This is a genomic window from Kitasatospora sp. NPDC094028, from assembly GCF_049543595.1.
Taxonomy (GTDB): Bacteria; Actinomycetota; Actinomycetes; order Streptomycetales; family Streptomycetaceae; genus Kitasatospora.
The window spans coordinates 253,062-274,979 of record NZ_JBMVFA010000007.1 but is presented as its reverse complement, the minus strand read 5'-3'; the positions used below and the strand labels follow the sequence as shown (position 1 = coordinate 274,979).

At 74.1% G+C, this 21,918-nt stretch carries 8 protein-coding genes; all 8 read right to left on the bottom strand.

Annotated features, from left to right (window positions below; genetic code table 11):
• Window positions 1-445: 445 nt before the first annotated feature.
• Window positions 446-1,483 (bottom strand): methyltransferase, encoded by a 1,038-nt coding sequence (locus ACPC54_RS14575; RefSeq protein WP_498964874.1) that lies wholly within the window; start codon window positions 1,481-1,483, stop codon window positions 446-448.
• A gap of 37 nt (window positions 1,484-1,520) precedes the next feature.
• A complete protein-coding gene (locus ACPC54_RS14570; RefSeq protein WP_498964872.1) occupies window positions 1,521-2,714 on the bottom strand; it encodes a cytochrome P450 family protein in 1,194 nt (397 codons plus the stop codon).
• 128 nt (window positions 2,715-2,842) lie between these two features.
• Window positions 2,843-3,442 carry a carboxymuconolactone decarboxylase family protein gene (locus ACPC54_RS14565; RefSeq protein ID WP_498964870.1) on the bottom strand — a complete coding sequence of 200 codons (600 nt, stop codon included), beginning with the start codon at window positions 3,440-3,442 and terminating at the stop codon, window positions 2,843-2,845.
• Window positions 3,439-4,383, bottom strand: a complete 945-nt coding sequence (locus tag ACPC54_RS14560; RefSeq protein ID WP_498964867.1) for an MBL fold metallo-hydrolase — start codon at window positions 4,381-4,383, stop codon at window positions 3,439-3,441. The genes ACPC54_RS14565 and ACPC54_RS14560 overlap by 4 nt, the downstream gene beginning before the upstream one ends.
• A 32-nt stretch (window positions 4,384-4,415) precedes the next feature.
• On the bottom strand, window positions 4,416-5,852 hold the full coding sequence (locus tag ACPC54_RS14555) for a cytochrome P450 (protein WP_498964865.1): 1,437 nt from the start codon (window positions 5,850-5,852) through the stop codon (window positions 4,416-4,418).
• On the bottom strand, window positions 5,852-15,067 hold the full coding sequence (locus tag ACPC54_RS14550) for an alpha/beta fold hydrolase (RefSeq protein WP_498964863.1): 9,216 nt from the start codon (window positions 15,065-15,067) through the stop codon (window positions 5,852-5,854). The genes ACPC54_RS14555 and ACPC54_RS14550 overlap by 1 nt, the downstream gene beginning before the upstream one ends.
• Window positions 15,068-15,073: 6 nt before the next feature.
• The gene (locus tag ACPC54_RS14545; protein ID WP_498964953.1) at window positions 15,074-20,449 is read right to left on the bottom strand and encodes a type I polyketide synthase; all 5,376 of its coding nucleotides are present in this window, start codon (window positions 20,447-20,449) and stop codon (window positions 15,074-15,076) included.
• Between the two features lie 774 nt (window positions 20,450-21,223).
• The gene (locus ACPC54_RS14540) at window positions 21,224-21,859 is read right to left on the bottom strand and encodes a DUF2867 domain-containing protein (RefSeq protein ID WP_498964861.1); all 636 of its coding nucleotides are present in this window, start codon (window positions 21,857-21,859) and stop codon (window positions 21,224-21,226) included.
• Between the last annotated feature and the right edge of the window lie 59 nt (window positions 21,860-21,918).

Genomic DNA, 21,918 nt, shown 5'->3' with positions numbered 1-21,918 from the left:
TCCGCAACCTGCCAATGTCAAGAGGGCAGGAACCGGTCACTTTGTTTGCGGTGCGGCCGGGGGAGCGGTTGATCCGGTTCGGACGGCGGCTTCGCACGGCTCCGGAAAACAACGAGAGGACGCTGTGCGAACGGCACGACGTGCGCGCTCGACGGGGAGGCGCCCTGATCGCCGTCCCTGCCCCGGCGTGACCAACATCGCTGTCAGCTTCTGGTCAGTGGACTGGACCAAACCTGAAACAACACGGTGGTAAAGGGCTTCGGGTGCGGTCCAGTTGGGCCGCGCTAATCCGGTCCGCGCGGATTCCGGGCGGCGATGATGCCGAACCGATATAACGAACCCGCCCGCGTCCCGTTCCGCGCAGGCACGGTGTGGGCCTGCGCGAAACGGAATGGGACGCGAGCGGGAAGTCGGACCGGCGGCCGCGGCCGCCGTCCGGCGGTCGTCAGTTCTCGCCGCCCCCGGGGACGGCCTCGATCAGCGAGAAGGCCATCGGGGCGGGCAGCAGCGACAGTCCGGTCACGGTGAAGCCCGCGCGGACGCAGAGGGCCTCGAACTCGGCCTTGGTGCGGCCCCGGCGGGCCCCGACGAGCTGCATGTGGATGTCGCTCAGGTACATCGTGTTCGGCAGCGAGCCGTCGACGGTGTCGGGCATGACCGGGTCCACGATGAGCAGCCGGCCGTGCGGGGGGACCACCCGCCGGATGTTGCCGAGGATCGCGACGGCGCGCTCGTCGTCGGCGTAGTGCAGGACGTTCCTGACCAGGTAGAGGTCGGCCCCGGCGGGCACCTCGGCCGCGAGGTCGCCGGCGACCACGGTGCAGCGGTCGGCGACCCCGGCCGCGGCCAGGACCTCCTCGGCCGCACCGACCGCCGGGGCGGCGTCGTGCACGATGCCGCGCAGGCCGGGGTTGGCGGTGAGGACGGCGGCGAGCAGCGCGCCGTTCCCGCCGGCGACGTCGGCGACGGTCTTGAAGGCGCCGAAGTCGTAGGCCCGGGGCAGCGCCTCGGCGGTCTGCAGGGCGCTCTGCCGCAGGGTGGCGGGGAAGTTCGCGGACAGTTCCGGGTCGCCCGCGACGTATTCGAAGAAGGACTTGCCGAACACGTCGCCGAAGGTGGAGCCCCCGGTGCGGACGGCGGTGTCCAGCTCGCGCCAGGCCGCCTGGATCGCCGGGTCGGTGAACATCCGGGTGAAGGAGTTCAGCGAGTCGGGCCGGTCGGTCCGCAGCAGGGCGCCGACCTCGGTCAGCCGGAAGTGCCCGGTCTCCGTGTGGGTCAGGACCCCGAACGCGGCGAGCGCGCTGCACAGCTGGGTGGTCACCGCCGGGTCCGTGCCGAGCTCGGCGGCGAGCTCGGCGCCGGTCCGCTCGCCGTCGCCGAGCGTGTCGGCGACGTTCAGCCGGGCCGCGGTGGACACCGTCTGCATGGCCATGTGGCCGAAGGCCAGTTCGAACAGTCGTTGCTTGTGGATCGCTTCAGTCATGACGTCTTCCTCAGTGCAGTGCTTGGTGTTCGCGCGTTCATTTCAGGCGCACCGGCAGGGAACCGAATCCGCGCATGAAGCCGATCCGCCACTCGGGGAAGAAGTCGGGATCGGCCAGTCGCAGCTTCTCGAACCGCTGCAGCAGTTGGGCGAACGCGACGTTCGCCTCCAGCCGGCCCAGCGGGGCGCCGAGGCAGAAGTGGATGCCGTGCCCGAAGGCCAGGTGCTTGGGGCTCTCGTCCACCTGGTGCAGCCGGGGCGGGTCCTCGTTGTACTCGGGGTCGTGGTTGGCGGCGTCGAGCGAGACGCACACGAGCTCGCCCGCCGGGATGGTGACGCCACCGAGGCTGACGGCCTCGCTGGTGTACCGCATGGTCGCCCAGCCGACCGGACCGAAGCGCCGGAGCACCTCCTCGGTCGCGGCGGGGATCCGGTCCGGGTGCGCCCGCAGCGACTCCAGCGCCTCCTGGTCCCGCAGCATCATGTGGACGCCGTTGGCGATCAGGTGCAGCGTCGTCTCGTGCCCGGCGACCAGCAGCAGGAACGCCATCCCGATCAGCTCGTCCACGGAGAGCTGGTCGCCGTCCGCGCTGTCGGTGATCAGCCCGGACAACAGGTCGTCACCGGGGGCGGCCCGCTTGGCCTCCAGCAGTTCGGTCAGGTAGTCGGTCATCTGCTGCGAGACGACGGCCATGTCGACACTGGGGTCGGCGTCCAGCAGGATCCGGGACCACTCCTGGAACTTCTCCCGGTCGTCGAAGGGCACGCCGAGCAGTTCGCAGATCACCATGACCGGCAGCGGGGCCGCCAGCCCCTCGATCAGGTCGACCTCCTCCTGACCCTCCATCCGGTCGAGCAGGCCCTTGGTGATGTGCTCGATGCGCGGCCGCAGGGCGGCGACCCGGCGCCCGGTGAACTCCCGGCCGACGAGCTTGCGCAGCCGGGTGTGCTCGGGCGCGTCACTGTTCAGCATGTGCGAGTTGAGCAGTTCCGAGGCGCCGGCGCCCCGCCCGTCCGGGGCGGTGCGGCGCAGGATCTCGTAGAGATCGGTGACGTTCTTGCGCATCCGCGGGTCGGCGAGTGCGGTGCGGGCCTCGTCGTAGCCGATGATCAGCCAGTGCGGCAGACCGTTCGGCCGACGGACCCGGAAGACGGGGCCGTTGGTGCGCCAGCGACGGTAGTACTTGTGCGGATCGTCGAAGAAGTCCGTTCCGATCGGCTCTTCGTGCACGGAACCACCGAACCGAGTCATCTGCCTTGCCCTCCCTGAGAATCACTTCCACTGACGAGTGCGGTCCGGCATGCGGGTGCCGAACCGCGCCGGTTCCGTGCGGCCGCACGGAACCGGTCGGCGGATTCTCAGGGTCTGGGGAGGTCGGCGGGGTCGGTGAACCAGTCTTCGACGGCGACGTCGCAGGACTTCAGGATGTAGGCGAGCATCGAGTACGCGCCGATGATCGCCAGCACCTCCAGCATCCGCTCGTCGTCGTACACGGACGACAGCTGCTGCCAGGTCCGGTCGGACAGCGCGGCGTCCGGGCCGCGCAGCTCGTCGACCGCGCGCAGCAGGGCGGCGTCGTGCGCGGACCAGCCGGCGGCGTCCGGGCCGGCGGGGACGCGGGCGATCTCCTCCGCGGAGATGCCGGCCTTGGAGCCGATGGCGACGTGGTGGGCCCACTCGTAGCGCGACTGCAGGAGGTAGCCGACCCGCAGCACCATCAGCTCGCGGTCGCGCAGCGGCAGCTTGCCCTGGCCGAGCGCGGAGAGCATCGGGTTCATCCCGGACAGCAGCGCCGGGTGGTTGCCGATCACGCCGAGGACGTTGGGCACCGGGTTGCCGACCATGTGGGCCAGCGGGCCGTCCGGGTCGGTCTGGACCTCGGCGGGCATCCCGAGCAGCGGGCGGACCACCTCCGCCGGGGCGAGCGCCATCCGGGGCGCGGTGCTCCGGGGCGTCATGCGGTCACCTCGACCTTCAGGGACTCCTCCAGCTCCACCATGTGGTGCAGGCACTCCAGCGGCTCCGGGGTTCCGTCGCCGTTGAGCTCGCGGTAGACGGCGCCGATGTTGAGGACCAGGCGCTCGGCGTTCTCCAGGCCCTCGAAGCCGGTGAGGTCGAAGTCGCGGGCGGCCTCCAGCGCGGACTTGCCCTGCTGGTGGGCGGCGGTGGCCTGGATCTTCAGCTGCTCCAGGTGCTCGCGGACCCGCACGACGTCCTGCTTGCCGCCGACCGGGCCGTGGCCGGGGACGACGAACTCGGGGTCGAGCTCGACGATCGTGTCGCAGGCGCGGATGCAGTTGTCGATCGACCCGGAGTGGATGACCCCGTGGGTGCCGAACATGAGCAGGTCACCGGCGTACACGACCCCCGCGTCGGGCACGTGGACGATGACGTCGCCGACGGTGTGCGCCGGGCCGGCCTCGATCAGCCGCACGACCCGCTGGCCCACGGTCAGTTCGAGCTCGCCGCTGAAGGTGATCGTCGGGTAGGTCGGGATGATGCCGGAGAAGTCGAACGGCTCCAGGTGCCTGCGCAGCCGGGGGTCGGCGTCGGGGGCCAGCAGCGGGGAGGTGGTCTCCGGGCCGGCGTGGCGCATCGCCCGCGCCGCCGCCGTGGAGGACACGATCATGGCGTCGCCGACGAGCTGGTTGCCCCACCAGTGGTCGCCGTCGTGGTGGGTGTTGACGACCCAGCAGATGTCGGCGGTGGGCACCGCCTTGGCGATGGCCGACAGCATGTCCCGGGTCTGCGGGACGGAGAACAGCGTGTCGACGAGCAGCGCCTCTTCGCCGCTGTGCACCAGGCCGGCGTTGCCGAAGCCGGTGGCACAGCTGCCCTGCAGGTAGGCGAAGGTCTGCGGCGCGAGCTGGTGCACGCCGGTGCTGTAGGGAACGGACAAGGGTGTCTCCTCGGTTCTGTGAATATCCGCGGTCAGTTCCCGGCCGCCACCGCGGTCCGGGGGCGCAGCACCATCCGCGGACCGCGCTGGGGGACCACGACCGGGCCGCGCGGCACCGCCTTCGCGGGGTCCTCCTCGACCCGCTCGAAGTCGACGTTGGTCACCAGTTCGCGCAGCATGGTCTTGATCTCGTGGATCGCGATCTGGTCGCCCATGCAGCGGGTGTGCCCGCCGCCGAACGGGATCCAGGTGTACTGGCCCGGCTGCACGCCGAGGAACCGCTCCGGGCGGAACTCGTCCGGCTCCGGGTAGCGCTCCGGGTCGTTGTTCATCAACTCGGCGCTGGGAACCAGCAGTTGGCCGGGCTCGTAGCGCACGTTGCCGATCACGATCGGCTTCATGACCTGGCGCGCCAGGTTGTTCGGCAGCGGCGGGTTCTTCCGCAGCACCTCGTGCGCGGCGGCGGTGAGGTACTCCGTGGAGGACCCCTCGGCGATCTCGGCCCGCAGCTTGGCGAGCCGCTCCGGGTCGCGGGAGAAGTGCTCGATCGACCAGCAGACCGCGGACACGGTCGTCACGGTGCCGGCGACGAACATGGTCATGATCTCGTCGCGCAGCTCCACGCCGGACAGCGACGAGCCGTCCTCGTGGGTGATGCCGAGCAGGACCGACAGCATGTCGTTGCCGAGCTCGCCGACCTGGATGCGCTCGGCCACCGCCTCGGCGATCAGCGCGTCGACCCGGGGCCGGTTCTGCCAGAAGTCCTTGACGCCGGTGCCGGGGCGGCGCTTCATGAGCCGCTTCTTCGCCGGCGACCACCGGTCGAACATGATCATCGCGGTCGGGTAGGTGTTGATCTCCAGCAGGTCCATCAGCGCGTCGAGCAGCTGCGGCCAGTTGCTCGGGACCACCTGGCCGAACACGACCTCGCGGATCACGTTCATCGCCCAGCGGTGCACCAGCGGGTGCATGTCGAGGTCCTCGTCGCGCGGCCACTGCGCGACCGCGTCCACGGTGATCTGCTCCACCGCTTCGGTGATCCGGTTGAAGGCGGCGCCCTTGAAGCTGCGGGTGAGCGCCTTGCGGCGGGCCAGGTGCTCGCCCTCGTCGAGGAAGGCGAGCCCGGTGTGGCCGAAGAACTTCTCCAGCGCGCCGTTCGAGGTGCCGCAGTGCAGGCTGGTGCGCGGCCCCTGGAAGACGGCCTTCACCTCGTCCGGGTCGGTGAGGATGAAGAACTCGACGCCCGGCACGAAGCCCAGCTTGAACTTGGAGCCGTACAGCCGCTTGCAGTCGTTCAGGAACGCGGTGCGGTTCCCGGCCCACTGGGCGAGCTGCTCGCGCTGGCCCATGGTCGGACCCGGCACCTGCGAGGACGGGATCACCGTCGTCTCCGCCGGCTTCGCGGTGTGGTCGACCGGGCAGCGGCCCGCTCCGTCCTCGACCGCCACGTCGTTCGCGTCGGGGTTCATCACTTCTCCTTGTCGTGCACAGCTGAGTCAGCAGAGAATCCGCCCCGGACCCACGTCTCGACGGCCTGGGCGCACTTCGGGTCGTTGATCAGGTCGAAGTGGCCGGCGTCGAGCCGCACCAGGTCGCCGCCGAGGTCCCACACGGGCCAGGAGTGCGTGTCACCGGCCTTCACGTACAGCCGCGGGGTTTCGATGCCGGTGTCCTCGCGTTCGGCCAGCAGGCGCAGGTAGGCGCCCATCGCCAGCCAGCCGGAGTCGTCGAAGGCGAGGTCGCGGCCGCCGTTGAGCAGGGCGTCCATGCTCGACTCGAACGTGCTGCCGCTGTCCTCGACGACGGACCGCGGGTCCGGCGAGTCGAGCAGGACCAGGCCGGCCGCGGCCCGGCCCGTGCGTTCGAGCTCGGCGGCCAGCGCGTGCGCCACGGCGCCGCCGATGGAGTACCCGACGAGCACCACCTCGGCGTCGCCGACGGCCTGCCGGATCCGCTCCGCGAGCAGCCCGATGACGGTGCTCCAGGCCCCCGGCAGCGGCTCGTCCTCGCGGAAGCCGGGCAGCGAGCAGGAGTACACGTCCCGGCCGCGCAGGCCCTGGGCGAGCGCCAGGAACAGGTGCGGGCCCGAGCCGACCGCGAACGACGGCACGCAGACCACGGCCGGCTGCCCCGGCTGCCCCGGGTCGCCCTTGGCGAGGCGCACCACGCGTCCGCCGTCCTGCGGCAGTTCGCCGGGCGAGGTGAAGGCCGGGCGGAAGCGGGAGGCCTCCATCAGCCAGCTCATCGCCCGGTCGAGCTCGCCCTCGGCGTGGGCGTGCCGCACCAGCGCGGTGAACGTGCCGCGGTCCTGCGGGGCGGGCCGGGTGGCCGTGGCCCCGTGGCCGGCGGAACCGGCCGGTGCGGCCGCGTCCCGTCCGTCCGCGCTGCCCGGCGCCCGCCGGTCCGCGTCGACCGGCCGGTCGGACCCGCCGGACCGGGGGTCGGCCTCGGCCGCCGCCACCTCGTCCGCCAGGTGCCGGACGAGCCAGCGGGCCAGGCCCAGGGCGTCGGGGTGCTCGAAGATCACGGTCGACGCCACCTGCACGCCGGTCACCCGGTTCAGGCGGTTGCACAGCCGGACGACGCCGACCGAGTTGAAGCCCATCTCCCAGAAGCCCTGGTCGACTTCGACCGCGTCGCCGGACTCGTGCCCGAGGACGGCCGCGACCTGCGCCCGGACCACCTTCTGCGCCAGCGCCTCGCGCTCCTCCGCCGGCACCGCGGCCAACTGCCGCACCAGCACGCCGCCGCGGTCGTCCGCGTCCTCGTCGGGCTGCTCGGCGGGCTGCGTCGCGCCTGCGGCGGCTTGGCCGGTCGTGGCCGGCGCGAGCCAGTACCGCTTGCGCTGGAACGCGTAGGTCGGCAGCGGCACCCGGGTGGCGCCGGTGCCGGCGTAGAAGCCGTCCCAGTCCACCTCGATGCCGGCCGTGTGCGCCTCGGCCAGCGAGAGCGCGAAGCGGTCCAGGCCGCCCTCGTCGCGCCGGAGCGTGCCGATCGTCGCCACCGTGGCGACCCGGCCCTCGGCGTCGTGGGCCGTGGCGGTCTGCTCGATCGCGGTCGACAGCACCGGGTGCGGCGAGACCTCCACGAAGCGGGTCGCACCGTCGTCGATCAGCGCGCAGACCGCGGCCTCGAAGCCGACCTGGTTGCGGACGTTGCGGTACCAGTAGGCCGCGTCCAGGCCGGTGGTGTCGACGAATCCGTCGACCGCCGTGGAGTAGAACGGGACCCGGCCCGCCCGGGGCGTCACCGACGCCAGGGACGCCACCAGCTCGGTCTCCATGGCCTCGACCGCGGTGGTGTGCGAGGCGAAGCCCGAACCGAGCGCGCGGGTCCGCACGCCGTCGCGTTCGCACTCGGCCCGCACCAGCTCCAGGACCTCGCCGTCACCGGCGAGCACCACGGAGACCGGGCTGTTGACCACGGCGACCTCGGCCCGGCCGCCGTGTGCGGCGACCCGCCGTTCGACCTCGGCGTCCGACGCCCCGATCCAGAGCAGCCCCTCGTCGTTGGGGAGCAGCTCGCTCGCGAGCCGGTTGCGCATCACCACGATCAGGACGGCGTCCTCCAGGGACAGCGCGCCGGCCGCGTAGGCGGCGGCGACCTCGCCCTGCGAGTGGCCGACGATCACGTCCGGCTCCACGCCGTGGGCCCGCCACAGCGCGGCCAGCGAGACCATCACCGAGAACATCGTCGGCTGCAGCACGTTCCACGGGACGGCCCCGTCGACCGCCTCCAGCGACGGCGCGCCCGGCGCGCCGCGCAGCACGTCCTCCAGGTTCCAGTCCACGTGCGGTTCGAGCGCCTTCGCGCACGCCGCGATCTGCTCCGCGAACGCCGGCGCGGTGTCCAGCAGCCGCACCGCCATCCCGGTCCAGTGCGAACCGTGGCCGGGGAAGACGAAGACCGTCTTGCCGTTCAGCACCTTGCCCTCGACGGTGTGCTCGGCCGCGCCGTCGCCGGCCAGCGCCGTCAGCCCGTCGAGCAGTTCGTCCCGGTCCCGGGCCGCGACCGCGGCCCGCCGCGGCAGGGCCGCACGGGTCGTCGCCGTCGAGAAGGCGACGTCGACCGGGTCGAGGTCCGGGTCGGCGAGCAGGGCGGCGTGCAGCCGTTCGGCCTGCGCCCGCAGCGCGGGCCGGGTACGGGCCGAGAGCAGCACCGGGACGGCGGGCGGCCGCTCGCCGGTGGTCGGTGCGACCGGGTCCGGCGCCGGGGCCTCCTCCAGGATCACGTGGGCGTTGGTGCCGCTCAGGCCGAAGGCCGAGATGCCGGCGCGGCGCGGCTCGCCGTCCGTCTTCCACGGCTGATCGGCGAGGAGCAGCTCGACCTCGCCGGACTCCCAGTCGATGTGCGGGGACGGCTCGGTCACGTGCAGCGTGCGCGGCAGCGTCTCGTGCCGCAGCGCCTGAACCATCTTGATGACGCCGCCGACGCCGGCCGCGGGGCCGGAGTGCCCGATGTTCGACTTGAGCGAGCCCAGCCGCAGCGGGCCGCGGGTGCGGTCCTGGCCGTAGGTCGCCAGCAGCGCGTGCGCCTCGATGGGGTCGCCCAGCGAGGTGCCGGTGCCGTGCGCCTCCACCACGTCCACCTGCGACGGGGCCAGGTCCGACGCGGCCAGGGCCGCCCGGATCACCCGCTCCTGGGAGGGGCCGTTCGGCGCGGTCAGGCCGTTGCTGGCGCCGTCCTGGTTGATCGCGCTGCCGCGCAGCACCGCCAGCACCTGGTGGCCGTTGCGGCGGGCGTCCGAGAGCCGCTCCAGCACGAGCAGGCCCATGCCGTCCGAGAACGAGGTGCCGTCCGCGGTCGCCGAGAACGCCTTGCACAGGCCGTCCGGGGACAGGCCGTGGATGCGCGCGGTGTCGGACAGCGCGGTCGGGGTGGCCATCACGGTGACGCCGCCGGCCAGGGCGAGCGAGCACTCGCCCGCCCGCAGCGCCTGCATGGCCAGGTGCAGCGCCACCAGGGACGCGGAGCAGGCCGTGTCGACGGTGACCGCCGGGCCCTCCAGGCCGAGGGTGTACGAGATCCGGCCGGACAGCACGCTCGACATCACGCCGGTCATGTGGAACTGCTCCAGCTCCGGCGGCATGCCGACGCCGTAGTCCGGGTTGACCGCACCGCAGTACACGCCGGTGTCGGTGCCGCGCAGCGAGGTCGGGTCGATGCCCGCGTTCTCGAACGCCTCCCACGCACCCTCCAGCAGCCAGCGCTGCTGCGGGTCCATGGCCCGGGCCTCGTGCGGGCCGATGCCGAAGAAGCCGGCGTCGAAGTCGCCCGCGCCCTTCACGAACCCGCCGATCCGCGCGTACGTGGTGCCGGGGTGCTCGGGGTCGGGGTGGTACAGCTCGTCGATGTTCCAGTCGCGGTCGGTGGGGAACCCGCCCATGCCGCTGCGGCCGGCGGCCACCAGCTCCCACAGCTCGTCCGGCGAGTTGATCCCGCCCGGGTAGCGGCAGCTCATGCCGACGATCGCCAGCGGCTCGTCGACCGCGCCGCGGCGCGAGCGCACCACCGGGCGCGCGGTGTCGGAGGCCTCGGCGAGCTCGCCGACGATCAGCCGGGCGATCGCCGCCGGGGTCGGGTGGTCGAAGACCATGGTCGCCGACAGCCGCAGGCCGGTGACCTTGGTCAGCCGGTTGCGCAGCTCGACGGCGCCCATGGAGTCGAGGCCGACGTCCTTGAACGGGCGCTCGGGGTCGATCGCGGTGTGGGTGTCGTGCCCGAGGACGGCGGCGACCTGCGCGCGCACCAGGTCGAGGACGACCCGCACGCGGTCCGCCTCGGGGGTCTGGGCGAGCGTGCGCGCCAGCGATCCGCCGGCCCGGCCGCGGCGGGCGGGCGTGCGGACCAGTCCGCGCAGCAGCGGAGCCAGCGTGCCCTGCTGGGCCCGGGCCCGCAGTTCGGCCGGGTCCAGCCGGAGCGGCGTGAGCAGGGCCGGCGTCGCCGCACCCAGGCGGTCGGCCAACCGCCGGGCCGGCTCGGCCTGTTCGGCGGTGTCGGGGGAGGTGTTCCAGGCCAGCGCGGTCACCGGCAGGCCCTCGGCGCGCCACCGGTGGCCGAGGGCGTCCAGGGCCGCGTCGGCGGCGGCGGTGGAGAGCTGCCCGGCGGTGCCGAGGAGTCCGGCCTCGGCGCAGACCAGCGCGAACGCGGCCGGGCCGTGCCCGGCGGTCAGCTCGCGCAGTCGCAGCGCGACGCCGAGCCGCGCGTCGACCGCCCGGTCGAGCTGGTCGCCGGTGTGCGTCTCCAGGGTGCCGTCGGCGACGGCCCCGGGGGCGTGCACGACCGCGGTCAGCGGGGCGTCCAGTGCGGACAGCACGTCGGCGAGGTCGTCGACGGTGGCACAGGCCACGGCGCGGGCGCCGGCCAGTTCGGCGGCCGCCGCGTCGACGGCCGCGTCCGGGCCGCCGAGGGCGACCAGCAGCAGCCGCTCGGCGCCGTACCGCTCGGCCAGACCACGGGCGACCACCGGACCGGCGCCGCCCGGGCCGCAGGCGACCAGGACCGCCCCGGCGCCGTCCGGCACCGGTGCGGCCTCGGCCGGGGCGGCGGGGGCGAGCCGGGGAGCGAGCAACGCGCCCTCGCGGACGGCCAGTTCGGGCTCGTCCAGCTCGCCGAGCACGGTCCAGTCGGCGATGCCGTGCTCGTCGAGGTCGACGAGCAGCACGGTGTCCGGGTGCTCGGTCCGGGCGACGCGGGCCGCGCCCCAGACTGCGGCGGCCGCGGGGTCGGGCACGGTGGTGCCGGCCGCGACCGCGCCGCGGGTGACCAGCACCAGTCGCGCGTCGGCCGACAGGGGGCTCGACAGCCAGCCGCGCATCGTGTCGATCGCCCGGGCGGACAGGTCCCGCACCGCGTCGGGGACGGAGGCGCCCGCGTCGTCCGGCGCCAGGACCGGGGCCAGCACCAGGGTGGGTGCCGGGGCGCCGGCGGCCAGCGCCGCCTTCAGGGCGGCGAGATCGGCGAACGCCTCGCCGGGGGCGTCCAGTCCGCCGAGGACCGCGATCCGCGCGGCGGCGGACGGCTCCGCGTCCACGGCCGTCCAGGTGAGCTCGAACAGGGCGTCCGCCCCGGGCCGCAGCGCACCGTCGAGTTCGGGCGCCGGGCGGTAGCCGACCCGGCCGACCGACAGCAGCGGCTCGCCGTCGAGGTCCACCGCGTCCACCCGCAGCACCGAGTCGGCGGTGGCGATCCGGACCCGGGCGCGGGCCGCGGTGGCCGTCCCGAAGGAGACGTCGGCCCACGAGACCGGCAGGTGCGGGGCGGCACCCGGCTCGACGTCGAGCAGACCGCCCTGGAGGGCGGCGTCGAACAGCCCGGGGTGGAGCCGGTAGCCGGTGCCGTCGATGTCGTCGGGCAGCGCGATCTCGGTGAAGACCTCCGAGCCGCGGCGCCAGAGCGCCTGCACGCCCTGGAACAGCGGGCCGTGGTCGAGCCCGGCCTCCGCGAGGCGCGCGTACAGGTCGTCGACGGGCACGGGCTCGGCGTCCACCGGCGGCCACTGCGCGTCGAACGGCACCGGCGACGCCGGCACGCCACCGAGCCGGCCGCGGGCGTGGCAGAGCGCCTGCGGCCGGTCGTCGGCGGTGTCGTCGGCGGTGGTCGCGGCGGCGGCGCGCGAGTAGATCGCGAGCTCGCGGCGGCCCTCGGCGTCGGCGGCGCAGACGGTCACCTGGACCAGGCGCGGCTCGTCGGTGAGGACCAGCTGGGTGGCGATCTCCAGCTGCTCCAGCGCCGGGCAGCCGATCGCCGTTCCGGCCGTCACGGCCAGGTCGACCAGTGCGGTGCCGGGGAGCACCAGCGCCCCGAGCACGACGTGGTCGGCGATCCACGGCTGGGTGTCGGCCGAGACGCGCCCGGTGAACACCCACTCGTCGCGGTCGGCCACCGGCACGGCGGCGGTGAGGATCGCGTGGTCCACGCCGACCTGACCGGCCGCGGCCGCGTCGGCCGAGCCGGTGCCGGGCGCCAGCCAGAACCGCTCGCGCTGGAACGCGTACGTCGGCAGGTCCACCCGGGTCGCCCCGGTCCCGGCGTAGTAGGCCGCCCAGTCGACGTCGACGCCGGCGATCCGCGCCCCGCCGAGGAAGCGGGCGAAGGTCTCGGCCTCGTCGTGCCGCGCGCGCAGCGCCGGGAGCAGGACGGCGTCGTCGGCGCCGTCGAGGGTCTGGCCGGCCATCGCGGTCAGCACCGCGTCCGGGCCGAGCTCCAGGAAGCGGCGGACACCCGACCGGTACAGGGTCCGCACGCCGTCGGCGAACCGCACCGCCCGGCGGACGTGCTTCACCCAGTACATCGGGTCGGTGAGCTCGTCGGTCACCCGCCCGCCGGTCACGTTCGACACGACCGCGACCTTCGGCGCGCTGAACGTCAACTTCCGTGCGACGGAGGCGAACTCCGCCAGCATCGGCTCCATCCGGGGCGAGTGGAACGCGTGCGACACCTTCAGCCGCGAGGTCTTCCGGTCCGCGAAGGCCGGCAGCCACTCCTCGGCGGCGTCGGCGTCACCGGACACCACCACGGCCCGCGGCCCGTTCACCGCGGCGATCTCCAGCCGGCCCTGGTAGCCGGCCAGCGACGCGGTGACCTCCTCCTCGGTGGCCTGGACGGCCACCATCGCGCCGCCCTCGGGCAGCGCCCCCATCAGCCGGCCGCGCGCCACCACCAGGGCGGTGGCGTCCGCCAGCGAGAGCACCCCGGCGACGTGCGCCGCGGCGATCTCGCCCACCGAGTGCCCGATCAGGAAGTCCGGGCGCACCCCGAACGACTCGACCAGCCGGTACAGCGCCACCTCGACGGCGAACAGCGCCACCTGGGTGTACTCGGTGGCGTTGAGCAGCGCCGCCTCGGCGGAGTCGGGCTCCGCGGCCAGCAGCGCGCGCAGCGACCGGCCGAGCAGCGGGTCCGCCGCCGCGCACACCTCGTCCAGCGCGGCGGCGAACGCCGGGTACACCCGCGCCAGGTCGAAGCCCATCCGGGCCCGCTGGGAGCCCTGGCCGGTGAACAGCACCGCCGTCCTCCCGGCGACCGCCCGTCCCTCGACCGCGCCGGGCTCCCCGGCGGCCAGGGCCGCCAGCGCGGCCGCCAGCCCGTCCCGGTCGGCGGCCGGGACCACCGCGCGCCGCTCCAGCAGCGCGCGCGTGGTCGCCATCGACAGGCCGATCTCGGACGGCGTCAACTCCGGCCGCTGCGCCAGGTGTTCGCGCAGCCGGCCGGCCTGGGCCCGCAGCGCCGCCTCGGTGCGGCCGGACAGCAGGACCGGCACGATGCCCGAGGGCCGCGGCGCCGCCTCGTCGGCGGGCCGGTCGGCGGCCGAGGGCGCCTCCTCCAGGATGACGTGCACGTTGGTGCCGCTCACCCCGAAGGACGAGACGCCCGCGCGCCGCGGCCGGTCGCCCGGCCGCCACGGCTGCGGGCGCGACAGCAGGGCGACCTGGCCGCTCTCCCAGTCCACGTTCGAGGACGGGGTGTCCGCGTGCAGGGTGGCGGGCAGCGTCTCGTGCCGCATCGCCAGCACCATCTTGATCACGCCGGCGATGCCGGCGGCCGCCGAGGTGTGCCCGATGTTCGACTTGACCGACCCCAGCCACAGCGGGCCGTCGGTCCGCTCCCGGCCGTAGGTGCGCAGCAGCGCGTGCGCCTCGATCGGGTCGCCGAGCTCCGTTCCGGTGCCGTGGCCCTCCACGGCGTCCACGTCCGCCGGGGACAGGCCCGAGGTGGCGAGCGCCGCCCGGATCACCCGCTCCTGTGCGGGGCCGCTCGGGGCGGTCAGCCCGTTGCTGGCGCCGTCCTGGTTGACGGCGCTGCCGCGCACGACGGCGAGCACGGTGTGCCCGTTGCGCCGCGCGTCGGAGAGCCGCTCCAGCACGATCAGGCCGCAGCCGTCGGCGAAGCCGGTGCCGTCCGCCTCGTCGGCGTACGCCTTGCACCGCCCGTCCGGGGCCAGCCCGCGCTGGCGGCTGAACTCGACCAGCAGGGTCGGGCTCGACAGCACGGTCACGCCGCCGACCAGCGCCATCGAGCACTCACCGGCGCGCAGCGCCTGCGCGGCCTGGTGCAGCGCCACCAGCGAGGAGGAACACGCGGTGTCCACCGTCACCGCCGGGCCCTCAAGCCCGAGCAGGTACGAGATCCGCCCGGCCAGCACGCTGGTCAGGATGCCCAGCCGGTACCCGCCCAGCTCGGGCGGCATGGTGGCGCCGTACTCGGAGCTGATGGCGCCGCAGAAGACGCCGGTGTCGGTGCCGCGCAGGGACGTCGGGTCGATGCCGGCGTGCTCGAACGCCTCCCACGCGCCTTCCAGGATCAGGCGCGCCGCCGGGTCCATCGCGAGCGCCTCGCGCGGGCCGATGCCGAAGAAGTCGGCGTCGAAGTCCGCGACGCCGTCGACGAATCCGCCGGTCTTCGCGTACGTGGTGCCGGGGTGGTCCGGGTCCGGGTGGTATAGGCGGTCGACCTGCCAGCCGCGGTCCTCGGGCAGCGGCACCATGGCGTCGCGGCCCTGCGCCAGCAGCTCCCACAGGAGTTCCGGCGTGGTCGCCCCGCCGCCGAACCGGCAGCTCATGCCGACGATCGCCAGCGGCTCGGACGCGCGGGTGCGCAGCTGCCGGTTCTCCTTGCGGAGCTGCTCGTTGTCCTTGATCGACATCCGCAGCGCGTCGACCAGCTCGTTCGTCTTTGCAGTCATGGTGTCTTACCGGTCCCCTCGGGCCATCCGGATCAGTGCCTCCGCGTCGAGGTCGTCGACCGACTCGGCGTCAGCGTCCCCGGTCTCCTCCTCGGGCACGTCGCCGCGCGCCAGATCGAACAAGGTGTCCAGCAGTCCCGCCTGGCGCAGTCGCTCGATCGGGATCGAGGCGAGGACCGCGCGGATCTCGGCGGTGTCGTCGTCGGCCCGGCCGCCGGTCGCGGTCTCCGGCTCGACGGATTCGAGCAGGTACCGGGTCACCGCCGCCGCGTTCGGGTGGTCGAAGACGAGGGTGGCCGGCAGCCGCAGGCCGGTGATCTTGTTGAGCCGGTTCCGCAGGCCGACGCTGGCGAGCGAGTCGAAGCCCATGTCCTTGAAGGCCCGGTCGGGTTCGATCGCCGCCGCCGACTCGTGGCCGAGCACGGCCGACACCTGCGCCTGCACCAGCTGCAGGACCACCTGCTCGCGGTCCTCCTCGGCCACCCCGGCCAGCCGCTGCGCGAGCGAACCGCCCGCCGCCTCGGCGGCCTTGGCCGGGACCCGGACGAGTCCGCGCAGCAGCGCGGGCAGCGAGCCGGTGCGGGCCTTGACCCGCAGGGCGGCCATGTCCAGCTGGACCGGTGCCAGCAGCCCGGCGTCGAGCCGCAGCGAGTAGTCGAACAGCGCGAGGCCGTGGTCGACCGGCAGCAGGGCCACGCCGGCGTCCTCGATGCGGGCCACGTTGGTGCTGTCGAGGCGGCCGGCCATGCCGGCCCCGTCGCCCCACAGGCCCCAGGCCAGCGAGGTGGCCGGCACGCCCTCGGCCCGGAGCCGCTGGGCCATCGCGTCGAGACCGCCGTTCGCGGCGGCGTAGCAGGCCTGCCCCGGGTTGCCGAACAGCGAGGCGCCCGAGGAGAACAGCACGAACGCCGACAGCTTCGCGTCCGCGGTCAGTTCGTGCAGCATCCAGGCCGCGTCCACCTTCGGCCGCATGACCTCGGTGAGCTGCTCCGGGGTCACCGACTCGATCACGCCGTCCGCGAGCACACCGGCGGTGTGCACGACGGCGGTGAGCGGGGCCTCCAGCGAGTCCAGCAGGGCGACGACCTGGTCCCGGTCGGCGATGTCGCAGGCCTCGATCCGGACCTGGGCGCCGAGCGCGGTCAGCTCGGCCGCCAGCTCGGCGGCGCCGTCCGCGGCGGGGCCGCGCCGGCTGACCAGCACCAGGTTGCGGACGCGGTGCGCGGCCGCCAGGTGGCGGGCGAACACCACGCCCAGGCCGCCGGTGCCGCCGGTGACCAGCACGGTGCCGTCCGGGTCGAGCGCGGCCAGCGGGTCCTCGGCGACCGCGGGCACGCGGGCCAGCCGCGGCGCCGACACCTGGCCGGCCCGGACGGCCAGCTGCGGCTCGTCGGCGGCCAGCAGGGCGTCCCACGGCACGTCGGCCGCGTCGGCCGCGTCCTCGTCGAGGTCGACGAGCAGGATCCGGCCCGGGTGCTCGGTCTGGACGCTCCGCGCGAGACCCCAGGCCGAGGCCTGGGCGATGTCGGGCGTCTCGCCGTCGAGCGCCACCGCGCCGCGGGTGACCGCGACCAGCCGGGTCTCGCCCAGACGGTCACTGGCCAGCCACCGCTGCAGCGTGGCGAGCATCTGCCCGGCGGCCTCGCGGGCCGCCGCGGCCGGGGTGTCCGCGGTCGCCGGCGCGATCCGGACCAGGACGGCGTCCGGGGCACCGGTGCCCTCGGCGACGGCCCGCTCCACCGCGTCCAGGTCGGCGAAGGCGTCGGTGTCCCAGCCCACCCGGACCAGGCCCGCCGGCTCGGCCTGCCCCAGCGCGACCGGCACCCACTCGACGCCGTACAGGGACTCGGGGCCACCGCCGCGCACCGCTTCGAGCTGCGCCGCGTCCACCGTCCGGTAGACCAGGCCGCCGATGCTCAGCACCGGCTCGCCGGTCTCGTCGGACAGCTCGACGTGCAGGCCGGTCTCGGCGGAGGTGGTGATGCGCACCCGCGCCGACCGCACCCGGCGTCCGGAGCGCACCCCGGTCCAGGTGAACGGCATCTCCACCGCCGCGTTCGGGTCCTTGTCGACGAGCGCGCCCTGCAGCGCGGCGTCGAGCAGGGCCGGGTGCAGCACGAAGCCCGCGTCGTCGGCGTCGTCGGGCAGCGCCACCTCGGTGCAGATCTCGGTCCCGACCCGCCAGGCGGCCCGGATGCCCTTGAACAGCGGGCCGTAGTCGAGCCCGGCCAGCGCCATCCGGTCGTACAGGGTGTCCACCGCGATCGGCTCGGCACCCGCCGGCGGCCACTGCGCCGGGCGGGGCGCGGGCGCGGCGGACTCGTCGCTCAGCCAGCCGCGCACGTGGCAGACCGGCTCGGGGGCCTCGTCGTCCGGCCCGGCGTCCGGGGTCGAGTACACCGCGACCTCGCGGCGCCCGTCCTCCTCCGGGGCGCCGACGGTCACCTGGATCCGGCAGCCCGCCTCGTCGTCGAGGACGAGCGGTGCCTCCAGCACGGCCTCGTCGAGGGTGCCGAAGCCGACGCCGACGCCGGCCGCCAGCGCCAGTTCCACCAGGGCGGTCCCGGGGGCGATGGAGATGCCGAAGACCACGTGGTCACGGATCCACGGCTGGGCGTCCGGGGAGATCCGGCCGGTGTAGACCCACTCGTCCCGGTCCCCGAGCCGCGCGGCCGCGCCGAGGACGGGGTGGTCCACCGGGCGCATGCCGAGGGCCGCGGCGTCCGCGCCGCCGGTGCCCGTGGTCAGCCAGTAGCGGTTGTGCTGGAAGGCGTAGGTCGGCAGCGCGACGGCCCGCGCGCCGCTGCCCGCGAAGAGCGCCGACCAGTCCACGGTGACACCGGCGACGTGGGCCTCGGCCACCGAGGCGGCGAAGCGCTCGAAGCCGCCCTCGTCGCGCCGCAGCGACCCGACGACGCCCACCCGGGAGTCGGCGCCGTGGTCGGCGACGGTGTTCTCCACCGCGATCGTCAGCACCGGGTGCGGCGACATCTCCAGGAAGCAGCCGGCGCCGTTGTCGATCAGCGCCCGGATGGCCGGCTCGAAGCCGACCCGTCCGCGCAGGTTCCGGTACCAGTACGCGCCGTCGAGCACGGTGGTGTCGACGAAGTCGCCCACCGTCGTGGAGTAGAACGGGACCGACCCCGGCACCGGGGCCACCGGGCCCAGCACCTTCGCCAGCTCGTCCTCGATGATCTCCACCTGCAGCGAGTGCGAGGCGTAGTCCACGGCGATCCGCCGGGCCCACACCTCCTCGCGCTCGCAGGCCGCGATCAGGTCGTCCAGGGCGCCCGGTTCGCCGGAGACCACCACGGCGGACGGGCCGTTCACGGCCGCGATCGAGGCCCGGCCCTCGGACGGGGCGATCAGCGCCTCGACCCGGTCGACCGTCGCCTGGACGGACACCATGCCGCCGAGCCCGGCGAGCCGCTCCGCGATGGCCCGCGACCGCAGCGCGGCCACCCGGGCACCGTCGGCCAGCGACAGCCCGCCGGCCACCACGGCCGCGGCGATCTCGCCCTGCGAGTGGCCGACCACGGCCATCGGCTCGACGCCGTAGGAGCGCCACAGCGCCGCGAGGCTCACCATCACGGCCCACAGCGCGGGCTGCACCACGTCGACCCGCTCCAGGGTCGGCGCGCCCTCGGCGCCGCGCAGCACGTCCTCCAGCCGCCAGTCGACGAACTCGGCCAGGGCGTCACCGCAGGCCGCGATCTCGCGGGCGAACACCGGGGAGGAGTCCAGCAGCCGGACCGCCATCCCCTCCCACTGCGCGCCCTGCCCCGGGAACACGAACACCGGGAGCGCGCCGGCGGTGAGCACCCGGCCCTCGGCCGCCGCGCTCGACGACTCGCCCGCGGCCAGCTCGGCCAGCCGGGACAGCAGCGTCTCGCGGTCCGTGGCCAGGACGACGGCCCGCTGGTCGAGGTGGGCCCGGGTGGTGGCCGAGGAGAACCCGACCTCGGCGACGGTGAGTTCCGGACGGGCCAGCACGTTGGCCCGCAGCCGCTCGGCCTGGGCCCGCAGGGCCGCCGGGCCGCGACCGGACACCAGGACGGGCACCGTCGGCAGCTCGGTGACCGGGGCCGGCTCGACGGCGTCGGCGGGCTCCTCGGCCGGCGCCTCCTCCAGGATCACGTGGCAGTTGGTGCCGCCGACGCCGAACGCCGACACCCCGGCGCGGCGGGCCCGCTCGCCGGACTTCCACGGCCGCGGCTCGGTCAGCAGCTCGACGCCGCCGGACTCCCAGTCCACGTGCGGCGAGGGCTTGTCCACGTGCAGGGTGGCGGGCAGCTCCTCGTTGCGCAGCGCCTGCACCATCTTGATCACGCCGGCCATGCCGGCGCCGGCGGAGGCGTGCCCGATGTTCGACTTGATCGAGCCCAGCCACAGCGGGCCGTGCTCGCGCTCCTTGCCGTAGGTGGCCAGCAGGGCCTGGGCCTCGATCGGGTCGCCCAGCTGGGTGCCCGTGCCGTGGCCCTCGACCGCGTCCACGTCCGCCGCGGACACTCCGGCGTTCGCCAGCGCCTGGCGGATCACGCGTTCCTGCGAGGGGCCGTTCGGGGCCGTCAGGCCGTTGCTGGCGCCGTCCTGGTTCACCGCGCTGCCGCGCACCACGGCGAGCACCCGGTGCCCGTTGCGCCGCGCGTCCGACAGCCGCTCCAGCACGATCACGCCGGCGCCGTCGGAGAAGCCGGTGCCGTCGGCGGCGGCCGCGTAGGGCTTGCACCGGCCGTCCGGCGCCAGGCCGCGCTGGCGGCTGAAGTCCACGAACAGGGTCGGCCCGGCCAGTACCGTCACGCCGCCGACCACGGCCAGCGAGCACTCCCCGGTGCGCAGGCCCTGGGCGGCCAGGTGCAGGGCGACCAGCGAGGAGGAGCACGCGGTGTCCACGGACAGCGCCGGCCCCTCCAGGCCGAAGGTGTAGGCGACCCGGCCGGACACCACGCTGGTGGTGCCGCCGGTCAGCCGCAGGCCCTCGATCTGCGGCGCCGCGCCGGCCGGTACCGCCGCGTAGTCGGACGGGCCGACGCCGGTGTAGACGCCGGTGTCGCTGCCGCGCAGCGAGGCCGGGTCGATGCCCGCGTCCTCGAACGCCTCCCAGGACAGCTCCAGCAGCAGCCGCTGCTGCGGGTCCATGGACAGGGCCTCGCGCGGGCTGATCCCGAAGAAGTCGGCGTCGAACGCCGTGGCGCTGGGGACGAAGCCGCCCGCGCGGGTGTAGCTGGCGCCGAGCCGGTCCGGGTCCGGGTCGTAGAGCCGCTCCAGGTCCCAGCCGCGGTCGGCGGGGAATCCGGATATCGCGTCCCGCCCCTCGGCGACCACGTCCCAGAGTTCGTCCGGGGAATCCGCGCCGGGGTAGCGGCAGCTCATGCCGACCACCGCGAGCGGCTCGGTCGCGCGTTCTTCCGTTTCCCGCAGAAGGGCCCGCGTTTCGTTGAGTTCAATCACGGACTTCTTGAGGTACCGGAGAAGCTTCTCCTGCTGCTCGTCGGTCTCCGTCGTCATGCTTTTCCTCGCACCTCAATGAAACTCGGCTTCGATGAACTCAACGGCGTTCGGTTTTGCGCGGGACCCGTTCCGGGTACCACGTCCGGTATTCAGACCAAAGAAGTCGTCATTGATCGCGCCCCCGGTTCTCGGTGTGCGAGATCGTGCCTGATGGACCGATGGCCGAGGCACTTCCCCCGTCCCCGAATTCCGGTCTCCCGCTGGTCGAGACGACAGGCACAAGATCTAGCAGATTCCGATAGATGCATGCGTCACTATGGCCAGAACCTGCCAAGTACGACCTCTTGCGCGTCCCGAAGCTGCCAGAGAAACGCGGCGTTTCCATTGGCGTGATCGAATTCGCGAACTCGTTCATGGCCTGCGGGCGGAGCGCGTCCGGCCGCGCGGTGTCCGGTGCGTGGACGGAGGGCGACGGGCCGGGCGGAGTTCGCGTGAGGAGATTCGGGCGCAGTCCACGGGTCGACTCACCGTGGCAGAAACCTGTCGGGATCACCCGCGCGGTGAACCGGTCGGCGGGCTTGCGGGAAGTTCACCGCCGCGCCCGCGCGGGGCCGGGGCGGAACGGCACCGGGGCGGAACGGCACCGGCCGCCGGCACCGGGGGCGGTGGCGGCGGCCGGTCGTGGGCTCGGGGGCCCGGCGCGGGCTACTCCTGGCCGGCGTCCTCTCCCTGCGCGGTCTTCAGGGCGTGCCGGTTCGGGCGGCCGAAGTCCATCCAGGCCTTCTCCCACTGGCGGGTCAGCGCCGGGTAGATGATGAGGTACCGGAACGGGAGGATGAAGGCCATGTAGGCCTTCCCGAACAGCCCGTTGGGCTTGACCAGCGCCGCCATGCGCAGCTCGTACTCGCCGTCCTTGGTCGGCACCCAGCCCAGGTGCATGATCGTGTGGACGGTGAAGTTGCCCAGCTCGCGGGCCGCCTCGGTGTCGGTCTGGAACACCTCGGTGAACGGGTCGGTGGCGGGGATCATGTCGGCCTTGGTCCGGGCGAGTTCCTCCGGGAGGCGGGTGGTCAGCGAGGGGACCCGTCCGCCGAAGCCCTCCGCGTTGGTGTCCCAGTTGAAGATCTCGCCGAGCTTCCAGCGCACCGCGAAGAGGAAGTTGACCGCGGCGGGGGCAGGGCGGGTGTCGTAGGCCTTCTTCAGCGCCGCGACCATCACCGGGAAGTCCTCGGGACCGGCGTCGGGCGTGCGGAAGGACCACACGTCGTCGATCCGGAAGTCGCGGGTGAACTCGTGGATCCGCCACGGCTGCGCGGTGTGGGCCGCTTTCGGGATTCGCATCGGTCAAACCTTTCCGAGCCTTCGTGCCCAGTCGGCTGGGGTGGTGCGTCGGGTCACGG